This window comes from Psychrobacillus sp. FSL H8-0510, assembly GCF_038008345.1.
In the GTDB taxonomy this organism is placed as follows: domain Bacteria; phylum Bacillota; class Bacilli; order Bacillales_A; family Planococcaceae; genus Psychrobacillus; species Psychrobacillus psychrotolerans.
In genome coordinates this window covers 1,393,567-1,418,978 of the sequence record NZ_JBBOYZ010000001.1, presented here as the reverse complement: position 1 = coordinate 1,418,978, position 25,412 = coordinate 1,393,567, and the positions used below count along the sequence as shown (strand labels likewise).

Sequence of the window (25,412 nt, the reverse complement as noted above, 5' to 3'; positions counted from 1 at the left end):
TCTGTTGTTTGCAAAGCCCTAACCTCCCTCGTTGTTAGCCTCTTGAGAACATTAACTTCCAACCTATGATAATACTTATAAACAGAATGACCGCATATATCGGTAAACCATAAGGAATGAGCAAAATAAATGCATGTATCGCTGCCATAACCCCAACTAGGAACATGCTGCCGAAAACTTTGATGAAGCCATTAGTTTGCGTATGCTCATGTGAGCTTATGAAAGGGAACTTCCCTTTACTAAAAATCCCATAGGATACGAGTGTTAGAACGATTGTAGCTAGTAGAACAACCACTAAGTCCAAAAAAATTCGGAAAGAAAAAATCCAGAGAAATATTACACTTAAAATCGCTAAAATAGGTATGAAATAATTCATGATACTCGCTTTTAAAGTTGCACTATATACAAGGGCTTTATTTTTGATAGGAGCTGCATAAAAAATCCATTGCCCTTTATAGTTACCAGAGTACTCTAGCATTTGCACAACGGATGGAATCATTATTAAAGAAAAATAGATGACCATAAAAGAACTTCCACTTCTCATTTCCTCAAAGGAACTAGAGCTTATCGTGTTGAATAAAAAGATAAAAGGAAAAATAATCGCAAATCCTAACAAAGGAAATATTTTGAGCTTTAGTTCTCTTTCTTCTTTTAACAGTAGAGTGGCAAACTTATAAAAAGTCCGTTCCTCTTTAGTTCTACAAAGAATTCTTGCCCAAACTCCTTGTAATTGACGGTTTCGCTTTTTCGTTCTGTTAGCATCACTTTGTAATTTAGAAAGATTTCTTTCAAAGGACGGCATTAAACGTATATATAGTGCTATTGCAAGAAATGGAGCTAGAATAGCAAACAGCGATAAGATAATAATCGGAACGGAAAAATCTTTATTTAAGATTAATTCGAAGGGGGCGGCAAACCAAAATGGCGGGAGGAACATATGCCACCATGTAAAAGTATACGTAATGTCAATATTAACTATTTGAAACACACGACCCACTAATTGATAACTAATCGCCATGCCAATCGCCAGGAAAATTTGCACGTAGTTAATAACATCCTTTAACATTTCCCCACTGAAGAAACGTAGGATAAATAGATATACAAAGGCAGTCAATACTACAGACAAACTGCTAACCAATAATATTTCGATTAAAAACAGGAGCGCAAATATAATACCAAACTTAAAGACACTGACAATGAGAGGAATAATTACAAACGAACCAGTTAAAAGAACCATATATATCATAATATGAGTAATCTTCGCTGCATTTAAAGTCTTTGCGCTAATAGGTTTCGGATGAAGAATATTTTTGTCTCGTATATCTAGTAGAACAGCAGAAAAATCAGAAACCATCGATGTCATTAAAATGATAAATAATGAGCTAAACATGATAGTAAGAGAGAATAGAAACTCATTGCCTAAAAATAGAAAAGGAACTAAAAAGAGAACACCAAATAACCCATACATCCATAAAGATTTAAGAAACTGATTTCCTTCTTTTTTCACATTAGAACCACTAAAAATTGCTGGCATTCTTCTACTATCCATCGTCAGCTTTAGCTGTAAGATCAAACGCATCACATCATAGTCTATATTCAACCTTTGAAAAACGGACCTAAAGCGATCTAGAATTCTCAGTGACGCAAAATCATTCATCTTTCCTGCCTCCACGAACTAAATTCACAAATCGCTCTGCAATTTCCTCATGCTCAGTAAAACCAGTCAACTGATTGAAGATGTCTTCTAAAGAACCTTCCTGGTTTTGCATTTTCAGCTCTTCAAAAGATCCATCTGCCACAACTTGACCATCTACTAATAGTACAATTCGATTACTAATTTTCTCAACGACATCCATAATATGTGAAGAATAAAAAATAGTCTTCCCTTGCTCTGCAAGCTTTGCTAGTATTTCCTTAATAACCATGACACTGTTTGCATCTAGACCACTTAACGGTTCATCAAAAAACAATAAATCTGGGTTATGTAGCAAACTAGATATGATTAATACCTTCTGTTTCATCCCTTTGGAAAAGGAGGAAATCCGTTGATGAAAAACAGCCTCTAAACCAAATTCCTTCATCAATCCGAAAGCCTTTACCTCCGCCTCTTTACTGCTTAATCCATAAAGTTCGCCAGTGAAGGTGAGATATTCAAAGGCAGTTAGATTTTCATAGAGCTCGGCTGTCTCCGGCACGTAGCCAATGCGTTTTTTATAGGAATAATCACCTTTAATAATATTTTCTCCGAAAATTTCGATAAGCCCTGTGTAGCCATCTATTAGACCAAGCATTAGTTTGACAGTTGTACTTTTCCCTGCTCCGTTAGGTCCGATGTAGCCAATAATTTGACCTTCATATACATCTAAATTGACACCTTTTAATACTTGTTTGTGTCCAAAACTCTTGGAAACACCATTCAGTGACAACACTTTTTTAGTATTCATCATACTCCCCCTCTGTATATATCATTCTCAAATTCTAAATATTTACATATTCATATTACCATATCAATACTCTTAATATTCCATTATTTTCATATAGAGAAATTTCTTTCTACTTCTAACTATTGAACTTCAAGGACAAAGAGTGTAGCATTTTCTAAAATTGGACTACATAATCTCGTAAGGAGAGAAGATATTTGTTAACTACTAATGAAATGAATAAAAAGGCTTTTATTTTATTGATAATTGGAATTGTTTTCATCTCCACCACTCTACGTGCACCGCTTACCGCCGTGGGACCAATTATTTCGTATATACGAGATGGATTAGACATTTCCAATGTTCTAGCAGGATTCATCACAACGATTCCTCTGCTAGCTTTTGCTATTGTCTCTCCCTTTGTCCCAAAGATTGCGCGACGACTTGGGATGGAAATGACACTATTTCTAGCTATTCTATTGTTGGCAATAGGAATTATTATTCGTTCGCTCGGAACGCCCTTTCTTTTACTTTTAGGTACTGCGCTTATAGGTGTTGCTATAGCATTTGGAAATGTACTACTTCCAAGTTTTATAAAGCTAAAATTTCCTTTACAGCTTGGACTTATGACTGGAGTATTCACTGTTTCTATGAACTTATCTGCGGGTATTGGTGCAGGTATCAGCTATCCAATAGCAGATGGAACATCTTATGGTTGGCAAGGTGCGCTCGGATTTTGGGCTATTCTTGCAATAATTGCATGTATTATTTGGTTACCTCAGGTCAAGAAAAAACAAGAAATAGATGTCGTGCCCTCTTCAACTAATGTAGAAAAAGCCAAGTCAATATTAAAATCACCTCTAACATGGACAATCACTTTATGCATGGGTTTACAATCACTCATATTTTATACAACTGCAGCATGGATTCCTGAAATATTGCAAACCCAAGGAATGGAGGCCGAAAAATCCGGGTGGATGCTTTCTATTATGCAATTTGCACAACTTCCAATGACTTTTCTTATCCCAATTCTTGCGGGTCGATTTAAGGATCAGCGAATATTAGTTTTGGTATTTACGATTTTCTATTTCATAGGCTTCACTGGACTGTTATATGGGGATATTTCACTGACACTACTATGGATGGTTGCACTAGGCTTAGGTGGTGGGGCATCATTCGGACTGGTCATGATGTTCTTTTCTCTTCGTTCGCGTACCCCTATGGGAGCAGCAGATTTATCGGGTGTTGCGCAGTCATTTGGTTATTTACTTGCAGCAGTCGGTCCTGTATTTTTTGGATTTATCCATGATGCAACGGGTAGCTGGGAGATTCCTAAAACACTATTTATCGTAACTGTTATTCTTCTTTTCTTTGCTGGAATGCATGCAGGAAGAGATCGTTTTGTTTCGGAGGAAGTCTAAAGAACAATTAAATTCACGTTTAAAAGGAGCATGATTAATCATGCCCCTTTTTTAATACGGTGAAGGTTGATAGGAATAATTCGGCGTTACTTTCTCATTATTATATGGCTTATGAAAAATATGCGTGGTGGCAGGTGACATTGGAGGAATAAGCCATGTCCAATTACCTGTGACGTCACGACCTGCATCTTTCTCAATTTCTTCAAATTTCTTAAATTGTTGCGCAGCAGTATGATGATCTACAATACTGACACCATCTTTTTTGAAGGAAAACAATACAGCTGTATTTAGTTCCAAAAGAGCCCTGTCTTTCCACAGAGAAGCATTAGATTTCGTATTTAATCCCATTCCTCTGGCAACTGAAGGTAACATATTGTAGCGATAGTCATCAGCTAAGTTTCGTGCACCAATTTCTGTGCCCATATACCATCCATTAAACGGAGCAGCAGCGTACGTAATGCCTCCAATCTCCAACTTCATATTCGAGATCATGGGTACTGCATACCACTTCATCTCTAAATCTTCAAACCAATCATATTCAGGATGACGAATTGGTACCTCTAAAATATATTGCTCCGGAATATCAAATAATTTCGGTGGGTGATCCTTCACCTGAATAACAAGTGGCAACACATCAAAATTGGTTCTCTTCCCCTTCCATCCAAGTTCCTCACATTTTTTCGTGAATTCTATGGAATCGGAATCTCCAATAATCCAGTTCTCCGTTTCATAGCCAGCATATCGTATAAGCTGATGATTCCATACGCGAATATCCTTTTGTGAAAATATTGTGATAGTCGGCCGAATTCGACCTTCATTTGTCGCAAACTGCATATGGGCGATGAGTGCCTCAAAAACAGCCTCCTCGTTATGTAAATGTCGTTTATCAAAAACGGTAAGGCTTTGCCAAAACAGACGACCTATGCATTTATTACTATTACGCCATGCCACCTTGGCACCGAATTCTAGCTCTTCAGTAGTGTGTTCGTAGGCACCTACTGTATTAATCTGACTTTCTATTTCTTTTAAACGTATATGCATGTCTATTTCCGCCTTACCAGTTTCCCTATAAAAAAGATGAATAAAGTCCTGTGCTTCCAATAACATTATCGTAGCACCTCCCCATCTCTCCATCTTAGTAGAATGGAGCCACTACAGACAAGTGACAGAACTAAGAAAGATGTGAGGATTTTATGTCAGTAGAAATAATCAAATTAATTTATATGCTATATACATATTCGACTCCTTTATGTTAAAGTCTAGGTAACATTGAATAATTTGGTAAAAGTAAAGGAGATTTCCCCATATTATATTGTGATATGTAGTTATCTTTACACGCACCTTTTTACTCACCACAACTTAGTTCAAAAACTTAGGAGGATTTACTATGAAACGATTTTCTGTAATCATACTTTCCGCAACATTAATTTTTGGGGTTTCTACAACAGCACCGACAGAGACAGAGGCGGCAGCTAAGGAATTTAGCAATTGCACAGAATTAAACAAAACCTATAAAGGTGGAGTAGCCAAGGCTGCAAATATTAAAAACAAAGGCGGAAAAACTAAATTTACTCCTTTTGTATCAAAAGAGATCTATGAAGCTAACATTAAAAGCGATCGTGATAAAGATGGCATTGCATGTGAGAAGTAATTTTATACTATAGCTATTGCAGCTTAAGAAAAATTGATAATATGTAATGCATTTCATTGTATTACCTGACTAGATTCTAATTTCTACTTTTTTATATAACTAAATTAAAAAATAACCTTGAAAGGCGTTAAGCCTTCAAGGATATGATTTTTTATTTGGTTGTAATCTTGAATGTTGATCTTTGCACTTCAGGATTTTTTTAGGTATATACTAGTGCGCTACATTATAGTATATTTATATCTAGAAACATTAATGTTTAAAGAGTTCTTTACATTAAATCGGTCTTGTAGCTCAGTTGGGAGAGCACCACCTCGACAAGGTGGGGGTCGCTGGTTCGAGACCAGTCGGGACCATCATTTGGATAAGCCAGTAAACGTTGATATATCAATGTTTATTGGCTTTTTCTTTTGTTAGATTTTCTAAGCATATACCGCAATTTTTAAAGTTTGTCCGCTATTTGTCCGCAGGATTTTCGAAACGTGGAGGTTTTGATTCATGGACGGACTTTTTAAATGGCTATGTTAAAGGTAAAGCTTGATTTAAAAATGCACAAAAAAATGAGCTGGAAAATGTTCTCCAAGCTCATTTTGCTTTGATGTCCGTTTTTCACTAAATCTAGTCGAGTAGAAGGGAACCTCTCTACTATGCGTTAGATTGTATTCCTCCCCCCTCACAGAACCGTGCTTGCGCTATTTACGCACACGGCTCCTCCTAGTCTTTGGTCAGCCAACTTACAGCCATCTTCTTATTTTTTTCTTGAAATATTATAGTTCTTGATATTTTTACTTTTTTCATAAGCATTGTCAATATACTTATTTGGATTATCAAAAAAATCATCTTCTTTAATTAAGGAAATATATGATCCGGATAAAAAGTCAACATTCTCGCATACATCACAAATATATTCCTTAGGGTCTTGATTGAACCTATTACTAATAATGATGTCATATAGGTACTCGTTATTTGTTAGTATTGCAGTATGGCCGTCTGAATTAGTTGTGGAAGGTCTTAACCATGAAAAATCACCATTATACTTCATTACTACTCCTAGAATACCATTCGTACTCGACATTCTATCACCACGTTTTATTTGTTTCAGTGAATATTCGATTTCCCAATCAATCCAATTGCTTTGTTTCATATTTGGGGAAATAACTATTATGGTTACAGAAGTAGAATAAATCATATCTTTTAATTTTTCTTTAATATATTCTGTAGTTTGGTCTGACATATTAGGAGATTCACTAGTTTCTCCTTTATAATATCGGGCATCATCACCTAAAGACTCGACAATTCGATCTCTTAATTCTTTAGATTCAGAGTGTTTGTATGAAATAAAAGTTTTTTTCGCCATGTACTTTCCCCCTAATAAATGCTTTTTTATCATTTTCACTGTATTAACTGATATCCTCAACTACTACAATATTTCTTACTTATCCAGTAAACCAATAATCATTTATAAAAATACTATAAAAGATTTTACGCTTTATCATTTACTTAATTTCCCCTTAAATTACATACCTAGTTGATCTAGTAACTTACTTGCCAAATTACTATAATCAAGGCTAAGCATTAATTCCTCATTAAATTCAACTGACATAGGATTAAGTTTATTTTGCCAGCCATTAGTTTGAAATTCCGTAGCAATCTCTGCGGTTCTGCCACCAACGGAACCAATTAGAAACACAGGTAAATTTCTAGATCTAGCAATTTCAATTTCCTCATCAACACCGGGAAGAAAGTGCGGTCTATTTGCCTTACCTCCAATAACAATCATGCATATAGCATCTTCATCTTGAATCATTGCCGTTCTCATAGCGGTTAAACTCTTACTACGGTCATTATCTATATCATCAGTCGCCGTCACTGTTGCATAGTTCATATTTTCATCGACCATTGCTTGAGTTGCGAAATGTTTGGAAATATACATATGAACTGCTGAAATATAATCACTTGGTCTTCTTAATTTAGATACATCGAAAATGACTTGTTGGAAAGTTGGGTGTGAACCGAAAATTACTGTGCCATTTCTATCTAGAGTAGCCTGTACAAAAGCGTTTATTGCCTTCCACAAATATTGCTGATATTCAGGTTCACAGTCAGGAAAAGCCCCTGAAATGATAACTCCTTTTTTTTGTTTAATATTCGTCGTTATACTATTTTGAAAATGAAGTGACAAACTGTTAACATACTCGTCACATGAATCAATAAAATGTGGTTCTTCAATTAAATCTAGATTGTTTTGAGATGGAATAGGAGCTAACATTAGTGCAGCGTCATAAGCATGACCCATTCGTGGATGAGGAGAGTACCCTTGTTCTAACAAAGAACTTTTGAAAATAACTTTGTCATCTTCTTGGGGGATTCTTCCATATAAACTTATAATATGTGTCATTGGTTTCTGAGCATAACGTAACTTCTGTCTAGGAATACTAACTTCATACAAATATTGGTGCTGGTTGAGTATTTCTAATTTTATTCTCCCTTCACGTTCTAGTTCACGTATTCTTAACAAGTTATCAAAAATACTTTTTGCATTATCTCTCGAAATTTCAAAAGCCATTTGAATAACTGAATCTACTAGATTTTGATCCACTCTTCGATCATTCAGATCAATGTCAGAAATCTCAAAATGGGGTTTATCTGCTGGTTGAAAGTTATTTACTACTCTATCAGTATCTGATCCAAGTTTTACCCATACAATTGGTAGGTTCATTGCTAAAGCCATTTTAATTTCTAATTGAATCCACTCGGATTCACCACATTTAGGAGTATCCAATAAGACTATTGCATCACTTTTACGCAAGTTTCTTTCAATAATATCTTGTGCGTTTTCACCAACCAATATATCACTTAAATCTCGAAATCGTGCTTGTGCTCTAACACATAACTCATCGTAAAAAGCCCCAGCTATTTGCTCCCCATCAGACCTTCGATGACTTAGAAATAGGACCATATTTCTTCGTGTTAATGTTGGCTGTAACATCGAAACTGCTTCTCTAGAAAAAGCTGTAGCTACAGTTTCATATTGTGATTCAGTTAGTTTTCTTCTTCCCAGTGCTTCCTTAACATCAAAACTTTGTGAAGTTGATGTAATGGACGGAGGTACTCTATGAATTTCAGTCATAGCTATTGGCAAACACTGAACTCCTACCTGATTTGCGTCTTTAATGAAAGTATTAAAAACTCTGGAATAATCATTATCTGATCGATTAAAGAAAATAATAATATCTTGTTTTTGTGGCGTTATCATGGATTGAATTACCATTTCACTAGAAATTATCGTTAACTCCACATGACGCTCTAACTCAGCTCTACAAACCCTAAAAAAAGTAGATGAATTTATTTCATCACCAAGAGTAATCTTTGGATCTACAATATATGCTCTCATTTTCTCACCATCCATTATTCTATATAGTGCCGAACTAACTTTGATTTTAATAAATCCACTTTTAAAGTTACAAATTCTAATTAGAACCAATGTGTGCAATATTTGACGCTTAATTTTGTGTTTTACTTCGTCCTACCTAAGTCTAATGACACACATATAATTATAGTTCTATTATAACTACAAAGAGGATACAATTTCCAACTTATTTTACTTTTTGATACTAAAAAGGACAACAAATGACACAGCTATTGCTGTAATCAAATGTTGTCCTCTGGTTGGCCAGCGGGACTGTTTAAACTTTTTTCTTTTATTATAAGATCCAACACTTTCATTAAAACTAAGGTTCTATTTTTAGATTTGTTAAACGCATTATAAAATAGAGTTAATGTAAAAATGAAAAACACTGCAAAAAGTCCTATGTTAATTATAAGTGATGAAAATTCAAATAGATCCCATTTTCCGTTTGTTAAAGATGTAAATTTAGTTACTACAGTACTTGTAATAATTGATGTAATCAAGCTTACAAATATTATTTTACTCATTTCAGATAAAAAACTCAAAAAGTTTTTATTAACATGTATATCTAAAATTTCTCTTAACAGAAAATAATCTTTTATATCATGGCCTATCTTTTCTTCAACGCATTTTTTAAAAAGTTTTAAGTTCACCATTATGTCAAGGTATTCTATTTTATCGCCAACAATATCATACACAACATAATCTACATATATCTCTTGGCCCAGCCAAGTGAATAAACTATGGTATCTTTCCCGATGACCTTTTACAATTTTTAAGTTATTATCAATATCTTTTCGAATTGCATTTTTAATATACTTTAAAAGTATCCATAGAGTAAGTAGAAAAACTGCTAAATCTAAAAAAATTTTCCCCCACTTTTCGAGTCCGACTAAAGATAGTAACATCTGAATCATTATGAAACCTAAAAATAATCCAACAGAGATTAAAAAGCGTTTTTTCAAAATCTTTCCCCTTCTTCCACTTGCATCCTCTTTACTTCCCTTGATGCGTCACAATCTTATATACCCCATGTGTCGGAAGTTCACTGAGTTGCTTTCCCCTCGCAGATAACAATCACACAACTTGTAGGTAGTTCCATTATATCAACTTCTAGTTTCATTGTACTAGTGTTTATATTTAAATCTTCCATTTTCATTAAAACTTGGAATGAATAACTTTAATCTGAAGTTAAGGTATTGGGTATAATCGATTTAATCTTTAAATGCATGCAAGTCAATTCATTCCTATTAATATAGGATTATCTATACTTCATACGTCTACTTCTATATTTGTCTTTTTTTAAATAAAAAACCTTGAAAGGCATAAGCCAATCAAGGTTAAAGTAAACTACTCAACATTTACTGAAATAAATGCAGTTTCATCACTTGGAAAGTCATCCGGAAAAGCATTGCATACTATTTCTTTCGTTAGTATTTGAGATAAAAACTCTACCATTGTAATTGAATAAGTGTAATTCTCGGGTGACCTGACTCATACACCACAATTTCCCACTCGTCAGGTTCTCCATTGGTTAACTAGTATAATTCATCGCCGTTATCTGTATATCCCCAAGGAAGTAAGCCACCGTTTGAAGGGTAAACATCATGTTAATAATATTGAGGACAACTTTTCTTAGATTGAATATAAGCATCTGTCATTTCCTTCTGCCTACCAATATAATTTACATTATCATCATTTACAAATGGAGTTAATATCCACAGAAATTGGTCAATACCACCAGTACCATAAGTTTCGATAAATTCCACATAATCTGAAGGTAATTCCGTACCAAGTGTATCAAAAAAATTACGCCATTGTTCTTTATCTCCAGTTTTTTGTGGAGATTCTGGGGGAGGAAGAATTTTAATTAATTTATCCAAATATATACACTCCTATTTTTTATTTAATATTGTTACATCTAAAGAAAAGCCATTTGTTCGCCTTGCTTTTAATGTAACACCTCTTGGCATTAAAGTATTGCCTTCATATATTGGAATTGATAGATATCTTATTTCTTCACCTCTATCAACAGCTGATCGAACAGAAGTCTCAAAATCTCATAAATGGTGAGTTTACAGGTAACTGTTAAAGAGTGACTAAATTTCTTGCATCTTTCCCAGAACCACCCAGTTGGTACCAATAAATGTCCTCGTGCATGACCCCGACTTCCTGGTCCACCAACCTATGAATCCAGGTGGCAAAAAATTGATTGATTACCCTTACTACCAGTCCTAAATCATATCCTGTGTAATACTCCAGTTGGTCGTCCTAAGTTATCTAATTGACCAAAAATAATATTTTCAAGCGAACCTTGAGTTAGCTGAGATATTCCGAGATTTTCCGTCCCCTTAGACTGTCAATGTCAAAACTTCTTCCCTAGATGCAGAAGTGATTACCGAATTGATAAATTCTGTTGTAGAATTAAATAAAGCATAAACTTTCCACAGTGGAAAATTTATGCTTCAAGTCACAAGAATATATGCTTTTGGTACATATTCTTTCGCTTTATTAACGTATCCTAATTCATACCAGGTTTCACCGAGACGTAACATAATAAATGGTTTTCGATGCCATCATGGCAATTAATCGCATTAACTAAGATGTCTTTAAAAGCACCAATTCTTTATTCACTAACATGTATCATCTAGTGCTAAGTATTACATATCTTATATGGAGTTTTGAAACCTATAACCCTCGCTCTTCCTCTTCTTCCTCAAGAAATGCTTTAAAATAATCAGCATAGGTATCCCATTCATCTGGTTTTGAGGTAAAAGATTTTTTTTCTAATTCAGAAATTTCCACTGCATCAAACCAAATAACTGAGGGAGTACTTTTTGTATCCATGACTATAAGACTTTCTGATGGCTCAGCTAGAACGACAAATCTGGTTGGCAAATTTACAGTCTCTCTCAATCTAATTGTTTCATCGATGATATTTAAGCTACTATCCACCGTGGTAAAAGAATAATTACTTATACTACCCAAATATCCACCACTAAAAAATGTTGATATTTCGCAAAAGGATTCTGGCAATTGTATTTCTAATTTTTTTCTATTTCTATTAACTCTGCATTGTTAATTCCATCTTTAGGAAAAAGAGCTTCGTAATTTTTTTTTATTTCTAAAATTTTTTTATCCATACTACAATCCCTCTCTACAATTTATTTATTTTCTAATCTAAATTTCCAATATAATATTCACCCTTTGGTAAAATCCGAGGTAACTAAATTTTGGATTTCAATATCATTTGCTGCTGTATTTTTTTATCAATCTGTAACCTTGGATAAATCAATCATTATACAAATCCCCCCAAACTATCAAATCCTACCCTTAAATCAATAATAAACTTAACCTTATACACCGCTTTGCTCGTATCATGAACATCCTATATTTCCTTAAGTTACCTTCCTTTACTGCATCCTTCAACTTAATTAGATATATTAAAGGCAAATAAGATGCTATCTTTTCAATCTTGAATTTCCTTACCTATATACTCAAAGGTACCCCTTTCAATATCTTCTATCTGAATTAGTATAAATTTAAGTAAAAAACCTTGAAAGGCATTTAGCCAATCAAGGTAATTGAATTCAATTAGCTGTTACTATCACTTTCTTCTATGAGTTCTAAAAACGAATCTTGCAGTTCTCCTTCAGTATCAATAGAATCAAGCAGTAATTTAGGTTCAAACGAACAATCTTTTAAAGTTGAACTTCCATCAATTACTCCTAGCATATTTGAAATAGTATCAATCATGGTTTGTTCAATTATCCTCATTAATATATCTTTATTTTCATCAGTTAAACTCTCTTCATCCGTTTTAGGAGTCACATTCGTAGTTTCATACAAGTTTTTGTATAGTTTCAGGTTCTCTTTAACTATAGACTCATAAAGTGATTTAACAAAAATCTCATTCATTTTCAAGTCCTTCTACTCCTTTAATTATATACTCCAACTTAATTTTGTCCCTGCGTTAGAAACAAACATGAATATTTAAGCATTCATGTTTGTTTAAATAAACGCGAATGTTTCTAACCAGGGACACATTTTTACGTGCTCCGAATTTATCTGAATCTATGAAGCAAATCGTTTTAACTTCTTCTAGGTTTGAAATAAGATCTAAGGTTGTTTCATCCACATCATCCCTATTCTCAAAGTTTTCTTTTATTTTATGAATACAATTGTAAAACAAACATTTAATTTTTGAATTGAACCCAATACCTATTCTTCCATCTCTAAAATCTTGTTGGCGTATTTTTAAATCTTCCCCGTTCTCCATGATGGTACTACCTTCACGGGCTTTGAATTTCAGTAAAGTATCAATAATGTCGTTCATAACTTAAATATCTTATGAAAAACAAAAACACTTGTTACCTAAAAGGCAATCAAGTGCTTTATAGTTAGCTATATAAAGTAGTTCAGTACTTTTTCTATCTTTAAACCAATGAGCCTGTGTAATTTCATAAATTTTGGGATTTTTTCTTTTAAAAAAATTCATAGACTTAAAATGTCGTATTGGTAAATCATTTCTTAGTCATGTAACTTATCTAAAAATCTCTAGAATGTTACTGCAATATAAAATATATAGCAATAACTTTAAATACCATTTACCAGCTTTTATTGTTTAAAGCTTGTTTCCGTAAAAATATTTTTTTCCCTTTTCCCAGTTTTTCATGGAAAGTCCATTTATATATTCAATAAAATCTTTATAATTGCTTGCACTAATGATAGTGCTATAATCCCCAGGCGACTTTTCACCACTCCAAATTGATAATAAAGATGGGATTAACTCCATACTTAATGGTTCTTCATTATTTGCTGCAATCATAACTCTCTGTACTAACTTTTTTGCCAAGTCTCCAGGAAAAGCTAAATTTTCTTGAAAGTAATAATTTCCCGTGTCATGCTCCTCACAATATTTATTATAAAAGTCCCCTATTTCATCTACAGTTGCTTCTTCCCCAATTTGTTCTTCAAAGTTAAGGAAAGAACCAATAGAATCTTTAATAATAAGAGATGTATCACTAATTTCATCCCATTCTTCAAGTAATGCTAATAAGTATGGAATTATATGAAGAGAGAGTGATGTAGTGGCTGCTGATGCAAAAGTGTTTATTGTTTCTTCTGTTCCCTCACCAAGAAAGCGAAGATTATTTGATTCCCTTATGTCATCATGCGTTGCGATAACTAAAAATACTCTGATACATAAATTCAAAACTGCTTCATCTTTAGTATGATTCATTAATTGTATTAATAATGGTGTTTGAGTAAAATCCCCTATTTTATATAATTCTATTAAGTTAAGTATAACTTCCGTTTCTGTAACGGCTTTTAATAAATTTTCTTTGATTTCAGATTGGGAAAGTGTTGATTTTTCTCCAAACCATATACTGTTCATAAGATTTTCTGTTCCATTCATAAATACACCTACTTTCATCCATCTAATTATCTATTTCCATTTTCTCGTTGCCATTTCAAAACTTTATTTTGAAAGGTAGTAACCTCTGTATGTTGTGGATTATTACCAAATAAAATAATACCATCTTCATTCTCATGTATTTTTAATACCTTAGCATCCTTTTTACCATAACCCATCTCACGATAAAAATCCAAATCCAAATCATCTATTTGCTCACGGCGAATAGATGACTCTCCTGTTTTCTTTATGTTAGAATTTACATTTTCTCCTCCAAAAGATAAACCTTGCTTATGATGACCTTTTTCAATTTCTCCTCTTCTAACCAATGCTTGGTAGTCTGCTCTTGCTTCCTTTAGTTCCATACCTTTCACTATTGTAGATTCATCAGGATTAGGAAACCAATCAGGATTATTTTCATATAATTTTTTGGCTTCATCATAATATGGACCATAAACAGTCTTAACATCAACATCTCCACTTTTGAAGCTCGTAGGGATATCCGTTTTTGCAGGTGGCAAATTAAACATAAGGGTATTTGGCGTATTCAATTGGGAATGAGTTTTATATAAGATATCTAGTTGATTTTGAGTTTTGCCTAATGGACTGTTGACGACATCTTGATAAATTGGCGAATAGATGGACTCCACCTTCTCCGTACTCAAAACATTTCTTGATGAATATAAATCGCTTCCTTTATTTACGAATTTTCCAGCCGTACTCGCCCAGCCTGCAAAGGGAATCATCGCCGAAAAAGAAAGTGTCGCATTTAATGCATCCCCTCTGGCTGAATAGATAACACCATTTACGCCATCCGCTATTTCACCAACACCAGGGATAAGCCCTGCAATATCTAATACAAACTGAAAAGAATCTAGTAATTTGTTTTCTTTCGGTTTGTCGACTATGACGGCCTCTTCTTTATATTCAACTTTGGAAACAACTTCATAGAAAACTGTTTGCCCTACAACATACTCTTTAATGAGTAAACCATTGTCATACGCATGATATTTTATATTTTCCGCTACGTTTTCTTCGATAGTCTTCAGTTTCTTTCCTTCCAACGTTTGGAAAGTCGCTGCGGTAATCATCGTACCGATCAACTGCTCCTGTTCTTTTACCCATAAGTCAATTGGATTTAAGTATACTTTTGGGAACAGCTCTGTTCTAATATCACTTCTAAACGTAAGGACATCCCACTGACTCGGTAAAAAGTTTATATCCTTCACCCCTGCATGGAACAGTCCTTCCATATCCGTCAACCACTTGTCCATCGTCTGTAAACCTTGTTCAATCGGACTCAGTGCGTACGTCTGGGTAGCATCAAATTCATAGAGTCGGTTTAACGTATCATCCCGTTTTCTCTTAGAACTAATGACTCCCTCCTGCACTCCGCTATCATCTATATGGGGCAGGGCAACAATATCGCTCACTTGATCCATGATACAAATGAACTAAATAAGCCAATCGCCGGTTCAATACCGTCAATTGGCTGCGTAATACGGTATTTTATTCCGCTCTTCAAAAGGATAGCTAGTGCCAAGTAAATCAAGGTTTTAACTTAATACTTATTCATGTAAAGACTAAAATGGCTAGCAAGTGAGACATCGTAAGTAACATCAATAAAATTCTCATTCATAATTGATTTTTCTAACTTCATCATTAATTGGTTTAATTCATTTTGCATTATCATTCCTTATTATAGAGTATTTTTCATATGATTTAACGCTTTATTTGTAATATCGTTTACAATATCTTCTGAAATACCAGCATCTCCAAGATAGCTTTGTGGAAACTTCAACCCAAGGTTTTCTTCTGCATTACAAATATGTTTCTCTGATACCGGATCTTAATCTTTAGACCCATGTAAGTAAAAATGTAAAAAAGCACTTGTCGCTTACAGTAGACAAGTGCTTTAAGTTCATATATGTTCCATACTATTTATTGTTTTTTAGAAATTTCAAATACTTCGCATCTTCTACACCAAAGCACCTACCTCTTGATTTCTGATTTGCTGTATCAAGATACTCTTTTGCTACTGATAAATCACCTAACTCAAAAGCCACCTTTCCAGCCCACAATTCTCTTTCTCCTGTATCTCCTCTTGCGGGATCAGCGACAAATATATTATCAACCCATTTTTTCATCCTTACTGTATCGTTTAATATAATAGATATATCTAAAATACCCCATTGTAACAGGTGAAAAAGGTGCTCACATACAAGGATTGATGGATCAGAGCAATGAAGAATTTGATAAAGGAAATTTAGAAGAGTCTGTTTCTTTATTAGAACAAGCATGGGGAGAACTTCCGGCTGGCAAAATAATTTTTGATGAAAGTTTTTTAATAATAAGCCATTATTAATCATCTCCTAAATTTCACCATTAATAACATCAAAGTATTTATCATCTTCGTTTTCAAAAATTGAGTATCCTTCAAGAATATACGCTCTTAGTAAATATTCTTTCGCTTTATTAACATCTCCTAATTCATACCAAGTTTCACCGAGACGTAACAATATAAAAGGGTTTTCTATTCCATCAGGGCAATTAATCGCATTAAATAAGAAGTCTTTAGAAGCATCAAAATCTTTATTTATAAAACATGTATCACCTAATGCTGTGTAAATCCAGGTACTTGCTGCCCAATTATGTTTAGGTTCAGGAACTAAATCTAAAGCTTTCAAGTACATTATTATTGCATTCTCAAATTCAAAATTATTAACTAAGTCATCACCTTGTGAACATAAACTAACTATTCTTTCATAAAGTTCATCTTGTAATTCCAATATAAACTCCCCCTAATTTTCCGGTGGTAAATATTTCCTACCTAAACTAGCACCTTGAGAACGGTTTATACTAATTCTTAGACGGTGAAAATAAATGGCGTCCCTTAAATGAAGCGGACATGGCACACAAACGGATGCCGTTACTTGGTGGAATGAAGTTGGAAGGGATTATGGTCCTAAGTCTAAGGAGGTAAGAGAATGGATGCTTGATTCCAATAATTATTATCTGGAGGTTAAATGGGGATTCTATTTGGAAAAATCATAAAGGGATACCTAACAAAGGGAATACTGCAATGAAATCATGAACGATCAGCTTTTATTTAACTGTAGTAATCTGTTTTCATTAAATGAGTAATACAGACCACCTGTTTACTCTTTTGTCTGCAATTTGTCCGCATAATTATTTTTTTGTACCGAACTTATTTTACTGAAATGACTTTAACTATCCTTCAATAACTGATGGGAACTCTGGTTCTTCTGGAACTGAAGTTACAATCTCTTTAACGCTAATCGACGGTTTAACTCCACTAGCAGAAATTTAATGTAAGACCTTTTGCATTAAAGGCTTCATAAATTGGAATTGATAGATATCTTACATCTTCACCTCTATCAACAGCTGATCGAACAGAAGTCTCAAAATCTTTCATAAATGGTGAGTTTACAGGTAACTGTTAAAGAGTGACTAAATTTCTTGCATCTTTCCCAGGACCACCCAATTGGTTACCCACTATATGTCCTCGCGCATGACCCGGACTCCCTGGTCCACCACCTAAGAATCAAGGTGGCAAAATTTATTGACTAGCCTTACTACCAGCCCCAATCATATCCTGTGTAATACTCCAGTTCGTCCTAAGTTATCTAATTGACCAAAAATAACATTTCCAAGCGAACCTTGAGTTAGCAGAGATATTCCGAGATTTTCCGTACCCTTAGACTGTCAATGTCAAAACTTCTTCCCTAGATGCAGAAGTGATTACCGAATTGATAAATTCTGTTGTAGAATTAAATAAAGCATAAACTTTCCACAGTGGAAAATTTATGCTTCAAGTCACAAGAATATATGCTTTTAGTACATATTTTTTCGCTTTATTAACGTATCCTAATTCATACCAGATACCAGGTTTCACCGAGACGTAACATAATAAATGGTATTCTATACCATCAGGGTAATTAATCGCATTAACTAAGATGTCTTTAAAAGCACCAATTCTTTATTCACTAACATGTATCACCTACTATCACAATATCTTATAAGGAGTTGTGAAACCTATAACCCTCGCTCTTCCTCTTCTTCCTCAAGAATTGCTTTAAAATAATCAGCATAAGTATCCCATTCATCTGGTTTTGAGGTAAAAGAGTTTTTTTCTAATTCAGAAATTTCCACTGCATCAAACCAAATAACTGAGGGAGTACTTTTTGTATCCATGACTATAAGACTTTCTGATGGCTCGGCTAGAACGACAAATCTGGTTGGCAAATTTACAGTCTCTCTCAATCTAATTGTTTCATCGATGATATTTAAGCTACTATCCACCCTGGTAAAAGAATAATTACTTATACTACCCAAATATCCGCCACTAAAAAATGTTGATATTTCGCAAAAAGATTCTGGCAATTCTATTTCTAATTTTTTTTCTATTTCTGTTAACTCTGCATTGTTAATTCCATCTTCAGGAAAAAGAGTTTCGTAACTTTTTTTCATTTCTAAAATTTTTTTATCCATACTACAATCCCTCTCTACAATTTATTTATTTTCTACTCTAAATTTCCAATATTCTCTTGTATCTGCATTGAATTTTTTTCGATCTATAGGAAAACTAGGATTAGGTTTACTTTTACCAAATTGGCTGTGTAAAATATCTTGACCATATTTTCCAACTCCATGATATCTTGTACTTGCTTCAGCTAAAGGACCTCTTGAATCTTGTCCAATATGATGTAGAGTTGCAAATCCTCCATCAGGTAATTGCGGCGCTAACCCACTACCAGATGCTTCAGCATTTGTTTTACCAATAAATCTCTTATCTCCAGAAGTTCTTACATGATTCCAGTCTATATCATTTCTCCTAAAAACTTCATACGTTTGTTGAGTTCCTTTCGGCCGAGTAGCTGTCCAATTCGATTTCGAATCAAATACTTTGCTTATATCTGCTACACTAGCTCCATTAGGAACCTCACCTGTCCCCTTTGTTCCACCTCTAACATTATCCACCGCTTTGCTCGCATCCTGAGCTTCCTCTATTGCCTTACTTCCTTTTACCGCAAGCTTCCCACCCGTACTAACTGAACCTATAATCGGAATCATCGCTGAAAAAGAAAGTGTCGCATTTAATGCATCCCCTCTAGCTGAATAGATAAGACCATTTGCCGCATCTGCAATTTCACCTGCAACTGGTATAAATCCCGCTATATCCAAACCCAACTGTAAAGAATCGAGGAATTTGTTTTCTTTCGGTTTGTCTACGGTGACCGCTTCTTCTTTATATTCAACCTTGGAAACAACTTCGTAGAAAACAGTTTCGTTTATCACATACTCTTTAATGAGTAAACCATTTTCATATGCATGATATTTTATATTTTCCGCTACGTTTTCTTCAATAGTCTTCAGTTTCTTTCCTTCCAACGTTTGGAAAGTTGCCGCGGTAATCATCGTACCGATCAACTGTTCCTGTTCTTTTACCCATAAGTCATTTGGATTTAAGTATACCTTCGGAAACAATTCTGTTCTAATGTCACTTCTAAACGTAAGGACATCCCACTGACTCGGTAAAAAGTTTATATCCTTCACCCCAGCTTGGAACAGTCCTTCCATATCCGTCAACCACTTGTCCATCGTCTGTAAACCTTGTTCAATCGGATTCAGTGCGTACGTCTGGGTAGCATCAAATTCATAGAGTTGGTTTAACGTATCATCCCGTTTTCTCTTAGAACTAATGACTCCCTCCTGCACTCCACTATCGTCTAAATGGGGAAGGGCAACAATATCGCTCACTTGATCCATGATACTATTTGCCTCATCCGTCAAGCTAGCCGTTAGTTCGCCAATAAGTGTAAGTCCCTGCTCTAGCTCCCCATCTAGGAAAGTTTCGAGTATGTAACCGGAGGAATCAGGTTCCAATGAATAAAGTGCTGCCTCCATCTGGTTAAGCACTTGTTTAAACTGTTCAGAAAACAACTGAAAAAAATGAAGAAACGGCAAATGACATTCCTGGTAAAAAGAGCGTATCGCATTTCCTCCCGCTCCCTTTAATTGATCCTCCATCTGGACTAGACCCTCCACCGCCTGGTGAATTGATTTCATTTCACTGCTTAGCCTGTCTAACATAGTTAGGTTGCGGTGTAGCCCATCTTGAAATAAATCTACATCCAATAATTTCATAGGCTTTGCCTCTTCTTAGAAATAAATACTTCCCAATTTTCTTTATTATACAATAATACCCCACAAGTGAACATGCTTCTCCCCCTCTAGCAAACTATTAATAGTTATAATATTCCATTTATACGTGGGAAGGTAAAGGGAGAAGTGATAATATCCAAAAAAATAAACCATACGTATTAATAAACCAAAAATAGACCGTGACCTTTTCACTGTTAATGAAAGAAAATGGTAGTTAAATAGATAGTAATGAACATGTAGTTTGATTTTATCTTCAATGAGAGAACTTGCTTTATGAAAGTAAATGAAATTTTGTATATAACTCCATCATATTGAAAAATATCAGCATTAGAATCCAATTTTAAAACATCAATACTATCAATTGTTACAGTGGTTACTTCCCCATCATTCGAACATCCACTAATCATTAAAAATGGTAATGCAATCAGTACATAAAATAATTTTTGAACCAATATAACACCCCCTGTATATATAGTCGGTAATACTCTATCTTAAGTTTCATCTTCAGTATCATTTGAATAACCGTGTAATGCAAATTCCTTTAGGTCACTCGGTTATCTCCCTCATACGATTAAAGTAACTGATAGTTGGACGAATGTAACGCCCTCATTTTATTCAACGTGAAACATATCTTCTATATCTTTGCTTGCCTTGGGTAAATCCATTCCTTTTTTCCAAATCAATATATTATCTTCTGGAGTTCCGTAATACAACGCCTTTATCTCCGCACCCTCACGATTCATTTCTTGACCTTCGATATTAAAAATATCATACCCCTTCACCATAGAATATGGTGGCTGTGCCTTGCTCTTAATTATTGGTCGTAAAGGAGTTAAGTAAAAGTTCCCTTTTTCATCCATATCATATTTTATTCTATATATACTATAACCGTCTGTTATATCATTTTCATAAACGATACTTCCGTTTTCCAACTTACTTACGTTCTTTATCTCTACCACTTCGATTGGAACGTTTGTTATGTGCCAATGAAACAAACCGTAATATCCTAATGTGATAAACGATAACAATAATGCACTAATTATTCCCCCTTTAATAAATGATTTGGTTTTTGAACGGTTCCAGAAAGATGAAATACCTTTAATAGCATTGCCATCATTTTTATTTCTCTCCATTTCTTCTTTTGGTAATATAAAATCAGCTTTTATTCTATATAGTTCCTCTTTGCAACTCTCACATTCAACAAGGTGTTCTTCTACTATTCTTTTGCTATCATCACTACACACATTGTCATAATATAATGGAAGCAAATCTTGAACTATTTCACATGATACTTTACTCATTTCCTATTCCTCCTTTAGCAAATCTTGAATTTTACGTTTGGCTCGGTGAAATGTGACTCTCGCCCAACTTTCGGTTCTCTCAAAGAGTTCACTTATTTGTTTGAAGGAAAGTTCACCAAATACTCTTAACGTAAAAACTTCTTTATAAGGCTCTTCTAAGTGACGTAAGACCTTGTGAATACGGAAATTTTCTTCCTTATTTAGTATGATTTCTTCAACACTACTTACACTTACTTCAGGTATATTGTCTGTATCAAAACGCTTTTGTTTATTGAGATAGGTAAAGTATGTATTTTTAGCTATTTGACAAAGCCATACATTAAGTTTGCACTTCCCGTTAAATTTATCAATATTTTTTAATGCCTTGAAAAATGTTTCTTGTGTAATTTCTTCAGCTATCTTTTCGTTGCGACTTAACAACAGCACAAACGAGTAGACATCCCTAAAATATTGATTGTAAATCCTCTCAAATTCAGGCACATTTCTACCTCCTTTCATAAATAAGACTAAGTTATGAGGAATTCGTTACAAAAAATAATAAAAAATTGGCAGACGTGTAAGTCTGCCATTAAGTCATGTTTTATTTATTCATAGAAGTCCTTTTATCTGTTAAGGTTTCTGAAATAAGCACCCCTTAGCTTTATTGTTTATGATAATTAGTATCTTTAGGCATTATTAACTATCATAAATAACATCAATAAAATCCTCATTCATAATTGGTTTTCTAACTTCACTTTAATTGGTTTAATACATTTTGTATCTAATCATTCCCTATACGATTTAACGCTTTATATGTCAGAAAGACAAGCACTTTAATAGAATTATTGTTAATAAAATAAACCACCTTCCATTAATCTGGTTGGTGGTTTTTAGCTTCTGCAGCTTCAACTCTATTTATATTTTTACTTCCAAGTAATAATAATTCGTTCCTATTCATTCGTGACATTTCATCTAATGCACCAAGTATTAATTCTGGAGGATGCTCATCCATTAATTGGTTAAATAGTTCCTCGGTTCTATCCAATACTTTCACAACCTTAATCTATTATGGTTACATCTACTATTTCATCTAATTTTAATTGTAGCAAAGAAAATGGATCTTCTAGTTCAATAACTCTTCTTCGTAAATCCACACTTTCTACAATTCCTCTATTGTAAAAGAATGCTCCATCTCTCCACAATTTAACTTTAGTATCCGCTTTACTTTTAATGGCCATATCTAAAGTATGTTGAATTGCATCATAATCCCATTCATCTAATTCAGGGATAGGTTCTCTTTTGATCTCTTTACCGTATTCTCTAAGTAAAAAAACGTGTTCGGGAAGCATCATAGCTACCCATTTTTTATTTCCTCTATCTTGAACCTTGGATAAATCAAAAACTGGTTCGTAAAATTCATCGTTCATATAACTTCACGCTCCTTCTGTGTGAAGGGAACAAATGCTAGTACATTATTTACTTTAAAAGTCCTTCTAGTATTTCGTAAAAAACAAAAAGCTTTAAATGTATTGCCTTCCACACTTAATACCTTTACTCTTTGCTTGCTAATTTCACCGTTATTATTCATATAAATCATTTCAGATATTTGATCAAGCTGCAACGCCTTCAAAATATTTATACGCACATTCGTTCCCTCCCTCTTGTTTTTAGTATACGAACAATAGTTCTATTTTACAACTAGTAATTTTTGGTGAAATAAAAAAGCGACCATCTCAATGAATGAGAAGGCGCTTTTAAAGAAGGAAGTACAAAAAGAAAAGTTCTCTCAACTAACACTTTTCCTGAAAGAAGACATATGATTTTATCCATGTCTAAAAAGTGTTATTGGCTAAGCTAACTCTCTCGTAATTTTCCTTTTTAGTAACTCATAAAACTAGCTCCCACAATAACAAGTAAGATAAACAATACTACAATCAATACGAAGCTAGATCCGTTATTAGTATTATCGCCGTAGCAGTCTCCTCCATTATAACCAGACATCTTATCCTCCTCCTTTCTAATTAATATTTATAGATTATGCAAAGATTGTTGAGCGACTAAGGTAATCCACCTTGTCATTAAGAATTATATTTGTTTCTTTCTCTGGTTCCTTTAAACAAAACATCTAACAAAAAAACCCGCTCAAATTAATAAGCAGGGTTAAATAAAACTGTACTATTACTTTCTTTCATAGTGTATGTTCCTTTAGGTGTTGCTTTCTATCCAATCACAAATGTGTGCTCCTAGGTCTCTAATACTCTTTCCTATACGATAAATGCAAAGTATAAAATGAATAATAAACAAAGAACATACATAATTGGATGAATTTCTTTAAAACGTTTTTGTGCTACTAAACAAATTGGATAAAGAATAAAACCTAATCCAATACCGATTGCAACACTAGAAGTTAGAGGCATCATAATAATTGTTAAAAATGATGGAATGACAATTTCTAACTTCGTCCAATCAATCTTACGGATTTCCATTGCCATCAAGGCACCTACAATAATTAATGCAGCTGATGTAACTTCCACCGAAATAACGTTAACAAGTGGGGAGAAGAATAAAGCAACTACAAAACAAGCCGCTATAACGACAGAAGTAAAGCCAGTTTTTCCACCGACAGCAATACCAGCAGAAGATTCAACGCTTGTAGCAGGAGTTGAGGTACCTAAAATAGCACCAATTACACCAGCAGCAGAATCAGCAAGTAATCCTTTACCAATATTCGGAATCTTATTACCTTTCATCATTCCTGCTTGGCTCGTTAATCCAATTAATGCACCAGCTGTATCAAAGAAGGCAACGATTAAGAAGGTGAAAATAACTGTCAGTGTTTGTACATTAAAGATTTCATCTAAATGGCCAAACACAACACCAAATGTTGGTTCTAGGCTTGGGATACTTCCAATAATCGATGAAGGAACTTCGATTAAACCGAAAATCATACCAATACCCGTTGTAATAACCATTGCGTAGAAAATACCACCATTAATCCCACGTACTAACATAATGATTGTAATAATAAGACCAATAATAGCTAATAAGGTCATCGGTGAAGTTAAATCACCAATCGAAACAAATGTATCCGCATTGCCGATAATGATTCCACCATTTTTTAAACCGATAAATGTGATGAAAAATCCAATGCCAGAAGCGATAGCGTATTTTAAATCGATTGGAATGATATTAATAATTTTCTCACGAATTTTCATTAAACTTAATAGCATAAAAATGATTCCGGCAACAAAAACGCCCGTTAAAGTAACTTGCCAGTCAATACCCATTCCAATACATACCGAAAAAGTAAAGAATGAATTTAATCCCATACTAGGTGCAATAGCGATTGGGAAGTTCGCAAGTAAGCCCATCAAAAGTGTACCGATGATTGCAGTAAGAGCAGTTGCAGTAAATACAGCACCATGATCCATACCAGATTGGCTTAGGATAATTGGATTCACGACTAAAATATAGGCAATAGATAAGAAAGTTGTGATACCGGCAAGTGTTTCCGTTTTATAGGAAGTACCCCGTTCTGCAAATTTAAAAAAGTTTTTCATGTTGTAATCTCCTATTTGCAAGATTGAAGGTAATGATGCTAGGTTCGTGTTACAACCTATTCATTTTACTTT

27 protein-coding genes and 1 tRNA gene are annotated in these 25,412 nt (G+C 34.1%); 4 read left to right on the top strand and 24 right to left on the bottom strand.

Features of this window, described 5'->3' with window-relative positions:
* Nucleotides 1–34 precede the first annotated feature (34 nt).
* Both MHI40_RS06840 and MHI40_RS06835 read right to left on the bottom strand, forming a co-directional pair.
* Entirely contained in the window at nucleotides 35–1,657 is a 1,623-nt protein-coding gene (locus MHI40_RS06840) for a hypothetical protein (protein WP_340762024.1), read from the bottom strand.
* On the bottom strand, nucleotides 1,650–2,444 hold the full coding sequence (locus tag MHI40_RS06835) for an ABC transporter ATP-binding protein (RefSeq protein WP_093534903.1): 795 nt from the start codon (nucleotides 2,442–2,444) through the stop codon (nucleotides 1,650–1,652). The genes MHI40_RS06840 and MHI40_RS06835 overlap by 8 nt, the downstream gene beginning before the upstream one ends.
* Before the next feature lie 194 nt (nucleotides 2,445–2,638).
* On the opposite strand from MHI40_RS06835, the gene MHI40_RS06830 reads away from it, so the two are divergent.
* Nucleotides 2,639–3,841 carry a CynX/NimT family MFS transporter gene (locus MHI40_RS06830; RefSeq protein ID WP_340762023.1) on the top strand — a complete coding sequence of 401 codons (1,203 nt, stop codon included), beginning with the start codon at nucleotides 2,639–2,641 and terminating at the stop codon, nucleotides 3,839–3,841.
* Between the two features lie 51 nt (nucleotides 3,842–3,892).
* Here the strand turns inward: MHI40_RS06830 and MHI40_RS06825 are convergent, their stop codons facing one another.
* A complete protein-coding gene (locus MHI40_RS06825; RefSeq protein ID WP_093534905.1) occupies nucleotides 3,893–4,948 on the bottom strand; it encodes a nitric oxide synthase oxygenase in 1,056 nt (351 codons plus the stop codon).
* A 280-nt stretch (nucleotides 4,949–5,228) separates the two neighbouring features.
* Between MHI40_RS06825 and MHI40_RS06820 the strand changes: the two genes are divergently transcribed.
* Both MHI40_RS06820 and MHI40_RS06815 read left to right on the top strand, forming a co-directional pair.
* On the top strand, nucleotides 5,229–5,492 hold the full coding sequence (locus MHI40_RS06820) for an excalibur calcium-binding domain-containing protein (protein ID WP_340762021.1): 264 nt from the start codon (nucleotides 5,229–5,231) through the stop codon (nucleotides 5,490–5,492).
* A 280-nt stretch (nucleotides 5,493–5,772) separates the two neighbouring features.
* Nucleotides 5,773–5,845 (top strand) — tRNA-Val (locus MHI40_RS06815).
* A gap of 392 nt (nucleotides 5,846–6,237) precedes the next feature.
* Here the strand turns inward: MHI40_RS06815 and MHI40_RS06810 are convergent.
* From MHI40_RS06810 to MHI40_RS06765, 10 genes are all read right to left on the bottom strand, one after another.
* A complete protein-coding gene (locus MHI40_RS06810; protein ID WP_340762020.1) occupies nucleotides 6,238–6,846 on the bottom strand; it encodes a TIR domain-containing protein in 609 nt (202 codons plus the stop codon).
* Nucleotides 6,847–7,005: 159 nt separating this feature from the next.
* Nucleotides 7,006–8,883, bottom strand: a complete 1,878-nt coding sequence (locus MHI40_RS06805) for an SLOG domain-containing protein (protein WP_340762018.1) — start codon at nucleotides 8,881–8,883, stop codon at nucleotides 7,006–7,008.
* A gap of 257 nt (nucleotides 8,884–9,140) precedes the next feature.
* Nucleotides 9,141–9,863, bottom strand: a complete 723-nt coding sequence (locus MHI40_RS06800; RefSeq protein ID WP_340762017.1) for a hypothetical protein — start codon at nucleotides 9,861–9,863, stop codon at nucleotides 9,141–9,143.
* A gap of 645 nt (nucleotides 9,864–10,508) precedes the next feature.
* Complete coding sequence (locus MHI40_RS06795) at nucleotides 10,509–10,781, bottom strand: SMI1/KNR4 family protein (protein ID WP_340762016.1); 273 nt, start codon at nucleotides 10,779–10,781, stop codon at nucleotides 10,509–10,511.
* 805 nt (nucleotides 10,782–11,586) lie between these two features.
* Nucleotides 11,587–11,934 (bottom strand): SMI1/KNR4 family protein, encoded by a 348-nt coding sequence (locus MHI40_RS06790; RefSeq protein ID WP_340762014.1) that lies wholly within the window; start codon nucleotides 11,932–11,934, stop codon nucleotides 11,587–11,589.
* Nucleotides 11,935–12,492: 558 nt separating this feature from the next.
* A complete protein-coding gene (locus tag MHI40_RS06785) occupies nucleotides 12,493–12,816 on the bottom strand; it encodes a transposase (protein WP_340764416.1) in 324 nt (107 codons plus the stop codon).
* 55 nt (nucleotides 12,817–12,871) lie between these two features.
* Nucleotides 12,872–13,234, bottom strand: coding sequence for a hypothetical protein (locus MHI40_RS06780; RefSeq protein ID WP_340762013.1), 363 nt, complete (start codon nucleotides 13,232–13,234; stop codon nucleotides 12,872–12,874).
* A 288-nt stretch (nucleotides 13,235–13,522) separates the two neighbouring features.
* Nucleotides 13,523–14,317: an Imm47 family immunity protein gene (gene imm47, locus MHI40_RS06775; protein WP_340762012.1), complete on the bottom strand. Its 795-nt coding sequence runs from the start codon at nucleotides 14,315–14,317 to the stop codon at nucleotides 13,523–13,525.
* A gap of 26 nt (nucleotides 14,318–14,343) precedes the next feature.
* Nucleotides 14,344–15,756 (bottom strand): T7SS effector LXG polymorphic toxin, encoded by a 1,413-nt coding sequence (locus MHI40_RS06770; RefSeq protein WP_340762011.1) that lies wholly within the window; start codon nucleotides 15,754–15,756, stop codon nucleotides 14,344–14,346.
* A 495-nt stretch (nucleotides 15,757–16,251) separates the two neighbouring features.
* Nucleotides 16,252–16,461, bottom strand: coding sequence for a hypothetical protein (locus MHI40_RS06765; protein ID WP_340762010.1), 210 nt, complete (start codon nucleotides 16,459–16,461; stop codon nucleotides 16,252–16,254).
* Between the two features lie 83 nt (nucleotides 16,462–16,544).
* Here MHI40_RS06765 and MHI40_RS06760 point away from each other — a divergent pair, with 83 nt between their 5' ends.
* Nucleotides 16,545–16,679 (top strand): hypothetical protein, encoded by a 135-nt coding sequence (locus MHI40_RS06760; RefSeq protein ID WP_340762009.1) that lies wholly within the window; start codon nucleotides 16,545–16,547, stop codon nucleotides 16,677–16,679.
* A 7-nt stretch (nucleotides 16,680–16,686) separates the two neighbouring features.
* Here the strand turns inward: MHI40_RS06760 and MHI40_RS06755 are convergent, their stop codons facing one another.
* From MHI40_RS06755 to MHI40_RS06705, 11 genes are all read right to left on the bottom strand, one after another.
* Entirely contained in the window at nucleotides 16,687–17,103 is a 417-nt protein-coding gene (locus MHI40_RS06755) for a tetratricopeptide repeat protein (RefSeq protein WP_340762008.1), read from the bottom strand.
* A gap of 1,267 nt (nucleotides 17,104–18,370) precedes the next feature.
* A complete protein-coding gene (locus MHI40_RS06750; RefSeq protein WP_340762007.1) occupies nucleotides 18,371–18,826 on the bottom strand; it encodes an SMI1/KNR4 family protein in 456 nt (151 codons plus the stop codon).
* Between the two features lie 21 nt (nucleotides 18,827–18,847).
* Nucleotides 18,848–20,482 carry a T7SS effector LXG polymorphic toxin gene (locus tag MHI40_RS06745; protein ID WP_340762006.1) on the bottom strand — a complete coding sequence of 545 codons (1,635 nt, stop codon included), beginning with the start codon at nucleotides 20,480–20,482 and terminating at the stop codon, nucleotides 18,848–18,850.
* A gap of 212 nt (nucleotides 20,483–20,694) precedes the next feature.
* Nucleotides 20,695–20,952, bottom strand: a complete 258-nt coding sequence (locus MHI40_RS06740) for a hypothetical protein (protein ID WP_340762005.1) — start codon at nucleotides 20,950–20,952, stop codon at nucleotides 20,695–20,697.
* Between the two features lie 159 nt (nucleotides 20,953–21,111).
* The gene (locus MHI40_RS06735; protein WP_340762004.1) at nucleotides 21,112–21,801 is read right to left on the bottom strand and encodes a zf-HC2 domain-containing protein; all 690 of its coding nucleotides are present in this window, start codon (nucleotides 21,799–21,801) and stop codon (nucleotides 21,112–21,114) included.
* Nucleotides 21,802–21,804: 3 nt separating this feature from the next.
* Nucleotides 21,805–22,281 carry an RNA polymerase sigma factor gene (locus MHI40_RS06730; RefSeq protein WP_340762003.1) on the bottom strand — a complete coding sequence of 159 codons (477 nt, stop codon included), beginning with the start codon at nucleotides 22,279–22,281 and terminating at the stop codon, nucleotides 21,805–21,807.
* Nucleotides 22,282–22,651: 370 nt separating this feature from the next.
* Nucleotides 22,652–22,825, bottom strand: coding sequence for a hypothetical protein (locus MHI40_RS06725; RefSeq protein WP_340762002.1), 174 nt, complete (start codon nucleotides 22,823–22,825; stop codon nucleotides 22,652–22,654).
* Nucleotides 22,826–22,838: 13 nt separating this feature from the next.
* Nucleotides 22,839–23,207 carry a YolD-like family protein gene (locus MHI40_RS06720; protein WP_340762001.1) on the bottom strand — a complete coding sequence of 123 codons (369 nt, stop codon included), beginning with the start codon at nucleotides 23,205–23,207 and terminating at the stop codon, nucleotides 22,839–22,841.
* Nucleotides 23,204–23,425, bottom strand: coding sequence for a transcriptional regulator (locus MHI40_RS06715; protein ID WP_340762000.1), 222 nt, complete (start codon nucleotides 23,423–23,425; stop codon nucleotides 23,204–23,206). The genes MHI40_RS06720 and MHI40_RS06715 overlap by 4 nt, the downstream gene beginning before the upstream one ends.
* Before the next feature lie 233 nt (nucleotides 23,426–23,658).
* The gene (locus MHI40_RS06710) at nucleotides 23,659–23,781 is read right to left on the bottom strand and encodes a YjcZ family sporulation protein (protein WP_340761999.1); all 123 of its coding nucleotides are present in this window, start codon (nucleotides 23,779–23,781) and stop codon (nucleotides 23,659–23,661) included.
* Nucleotides 23,782–24,044: 263 nt separating this feature from the next.
* Nucleotides 24,045–25,340 carry an NCS2 family permease gene (locus MHI40_RS06705; protein ID WP_340761997.1) on the bottom strand — a complete coding sequence of 432 codons (1,296 nt, stop codon included), beginning with the start codon at nucleotides 25,338–25,340 and terminating at the stop codon, nucleotides 24,045–24,047.
* Between the last annotated feature and the right edge of the window lie 72 nt (nucleotides 25,341–25,412).

Bases quoted from the DNA above. Each gene is read 5' to 3' on its own strand.
- MHI40_RS06840 (WP_340762024.1), bottom strand. From the start codon at position 1,657: ATGAATGATTTTGCGTCACTGAGAATTCTAGATCGCTTTAGGTCCGTT.
- MHI40_RS06835 (WP_093534903.1), bottom strand. From the start codon at position 2,444: ATGAATACTAAAAAAGTGTTGTCACTGAATGGTGTTTCCAAGAGTTTT.
- MHI40_RS06825 (WP_093534905.1), bottom strand. From the start codon at position 4,948: ATGTTATTGGAAGCACAGGACTTTATTCATCTTTTTTATAGGGAAACT.
- MHI40_RS06820 (WP_340762021.1), top strand. From the start codon at position 5,229: ATGAAACGATTTTCTGTAATCATACTTTCCGCAACATTAATTTTTGGG.
- MHI40_RS06810 (WP_340762020.1), bottom strand. From the start codon at position 6,846: ATGGCGAAAAAAACTTTTATTTCATACAAACACTCTGAATCTAAAGAA.
- MHI40_RS06805 (WP_340762018.1), bottom strand. From the start codon at position 8,883: ATGAGAGCATATATTGTAGATCCAAAGATTACTCTTGGTGATGAAATA.
- MHI40_RS06785 (WP_340764416.1), bottom strand. From the start codon at position 12,816: ATGAATGAGATTTTTGTTAAATCACTTTATGAGTCTATAGTTAAAGAG.
- MHI40_RS06780 (WP_340762013.1), bottom strand. From the start codon at position 13,234: ATGAACGACATTATTGATACTTTACTGAAATTCAAAGCCCGTGAAGGT.
- imm47 (WP_340762012.1), bottom strand. From the start codon at position 14,317: ATGAATGGAACAGAAAATCTTATGAACAGTATATGGTTTGGAGAAAAA.
- MHI40_RS06770 (WP_340762011.1), bottom strand. From the start codon at position 15,756: ATGGATCAAGTGAGCGATATTGTTGCCCTGCCCCATATAGATGATAGC.
- MHI40_RS06765 (WP_340762010.1), bottom strand. From the start codon at position 16,461: ATGAAAAAATGGGTTGATAATATATTTGTCGCTGATCCCGCAAGAGGA.
- MHI40_RS06760 (WP_340762009.1), top strand. From the start codon at position 16,545: ATGGATCAGAGCAATGAAGAATTTGATAAAGGAAATTTAGAAGAGTCT.
- MHI40_RS06750 (WP_340762007.1), bottom strand. From the start codon at position 18,826: ATGGATAAAAAAATTTTAGAAATGAAAAAAAGTTACGAAACTCTTTTT.
- MHI40_RS06745 (WP_340762006.1), bottom strand. From the start codon at position 20,482: ATGAAATTATTGGATGTAGATTTATTTCAAGATGGGCTACACCGCAAC.
- MHI40_RS06735 (WP_340762004.1), bottom strand. From the start codon at position 21,801: ATGAGTAAAGTATCATGTGAAATAGTTCAAGATTTGCTTCCATTATAT.
- MHI40_RS06720 (WP_340762001.1), bottom strand. From the start codon at position 23,207: ATGAACGATGAATTTTACGAACCAGTTTTTGATTTATCCAAGGTTCAA.
- MHI40_RS06710 (WP_340761999.1), bottom strand. From the start codon at position 23,781: ATGTCTGGTTATAATGGAGGAGACTGCTACGGCGATAATACTAATAAC.
- MHI40_RS06705 (WP_340761997.1), bottom strand. From the start codon at position 25,340: ATGAAAAACTTTTTTAAATTTGCAGAACGGGGTACTTCCTATAAAACG.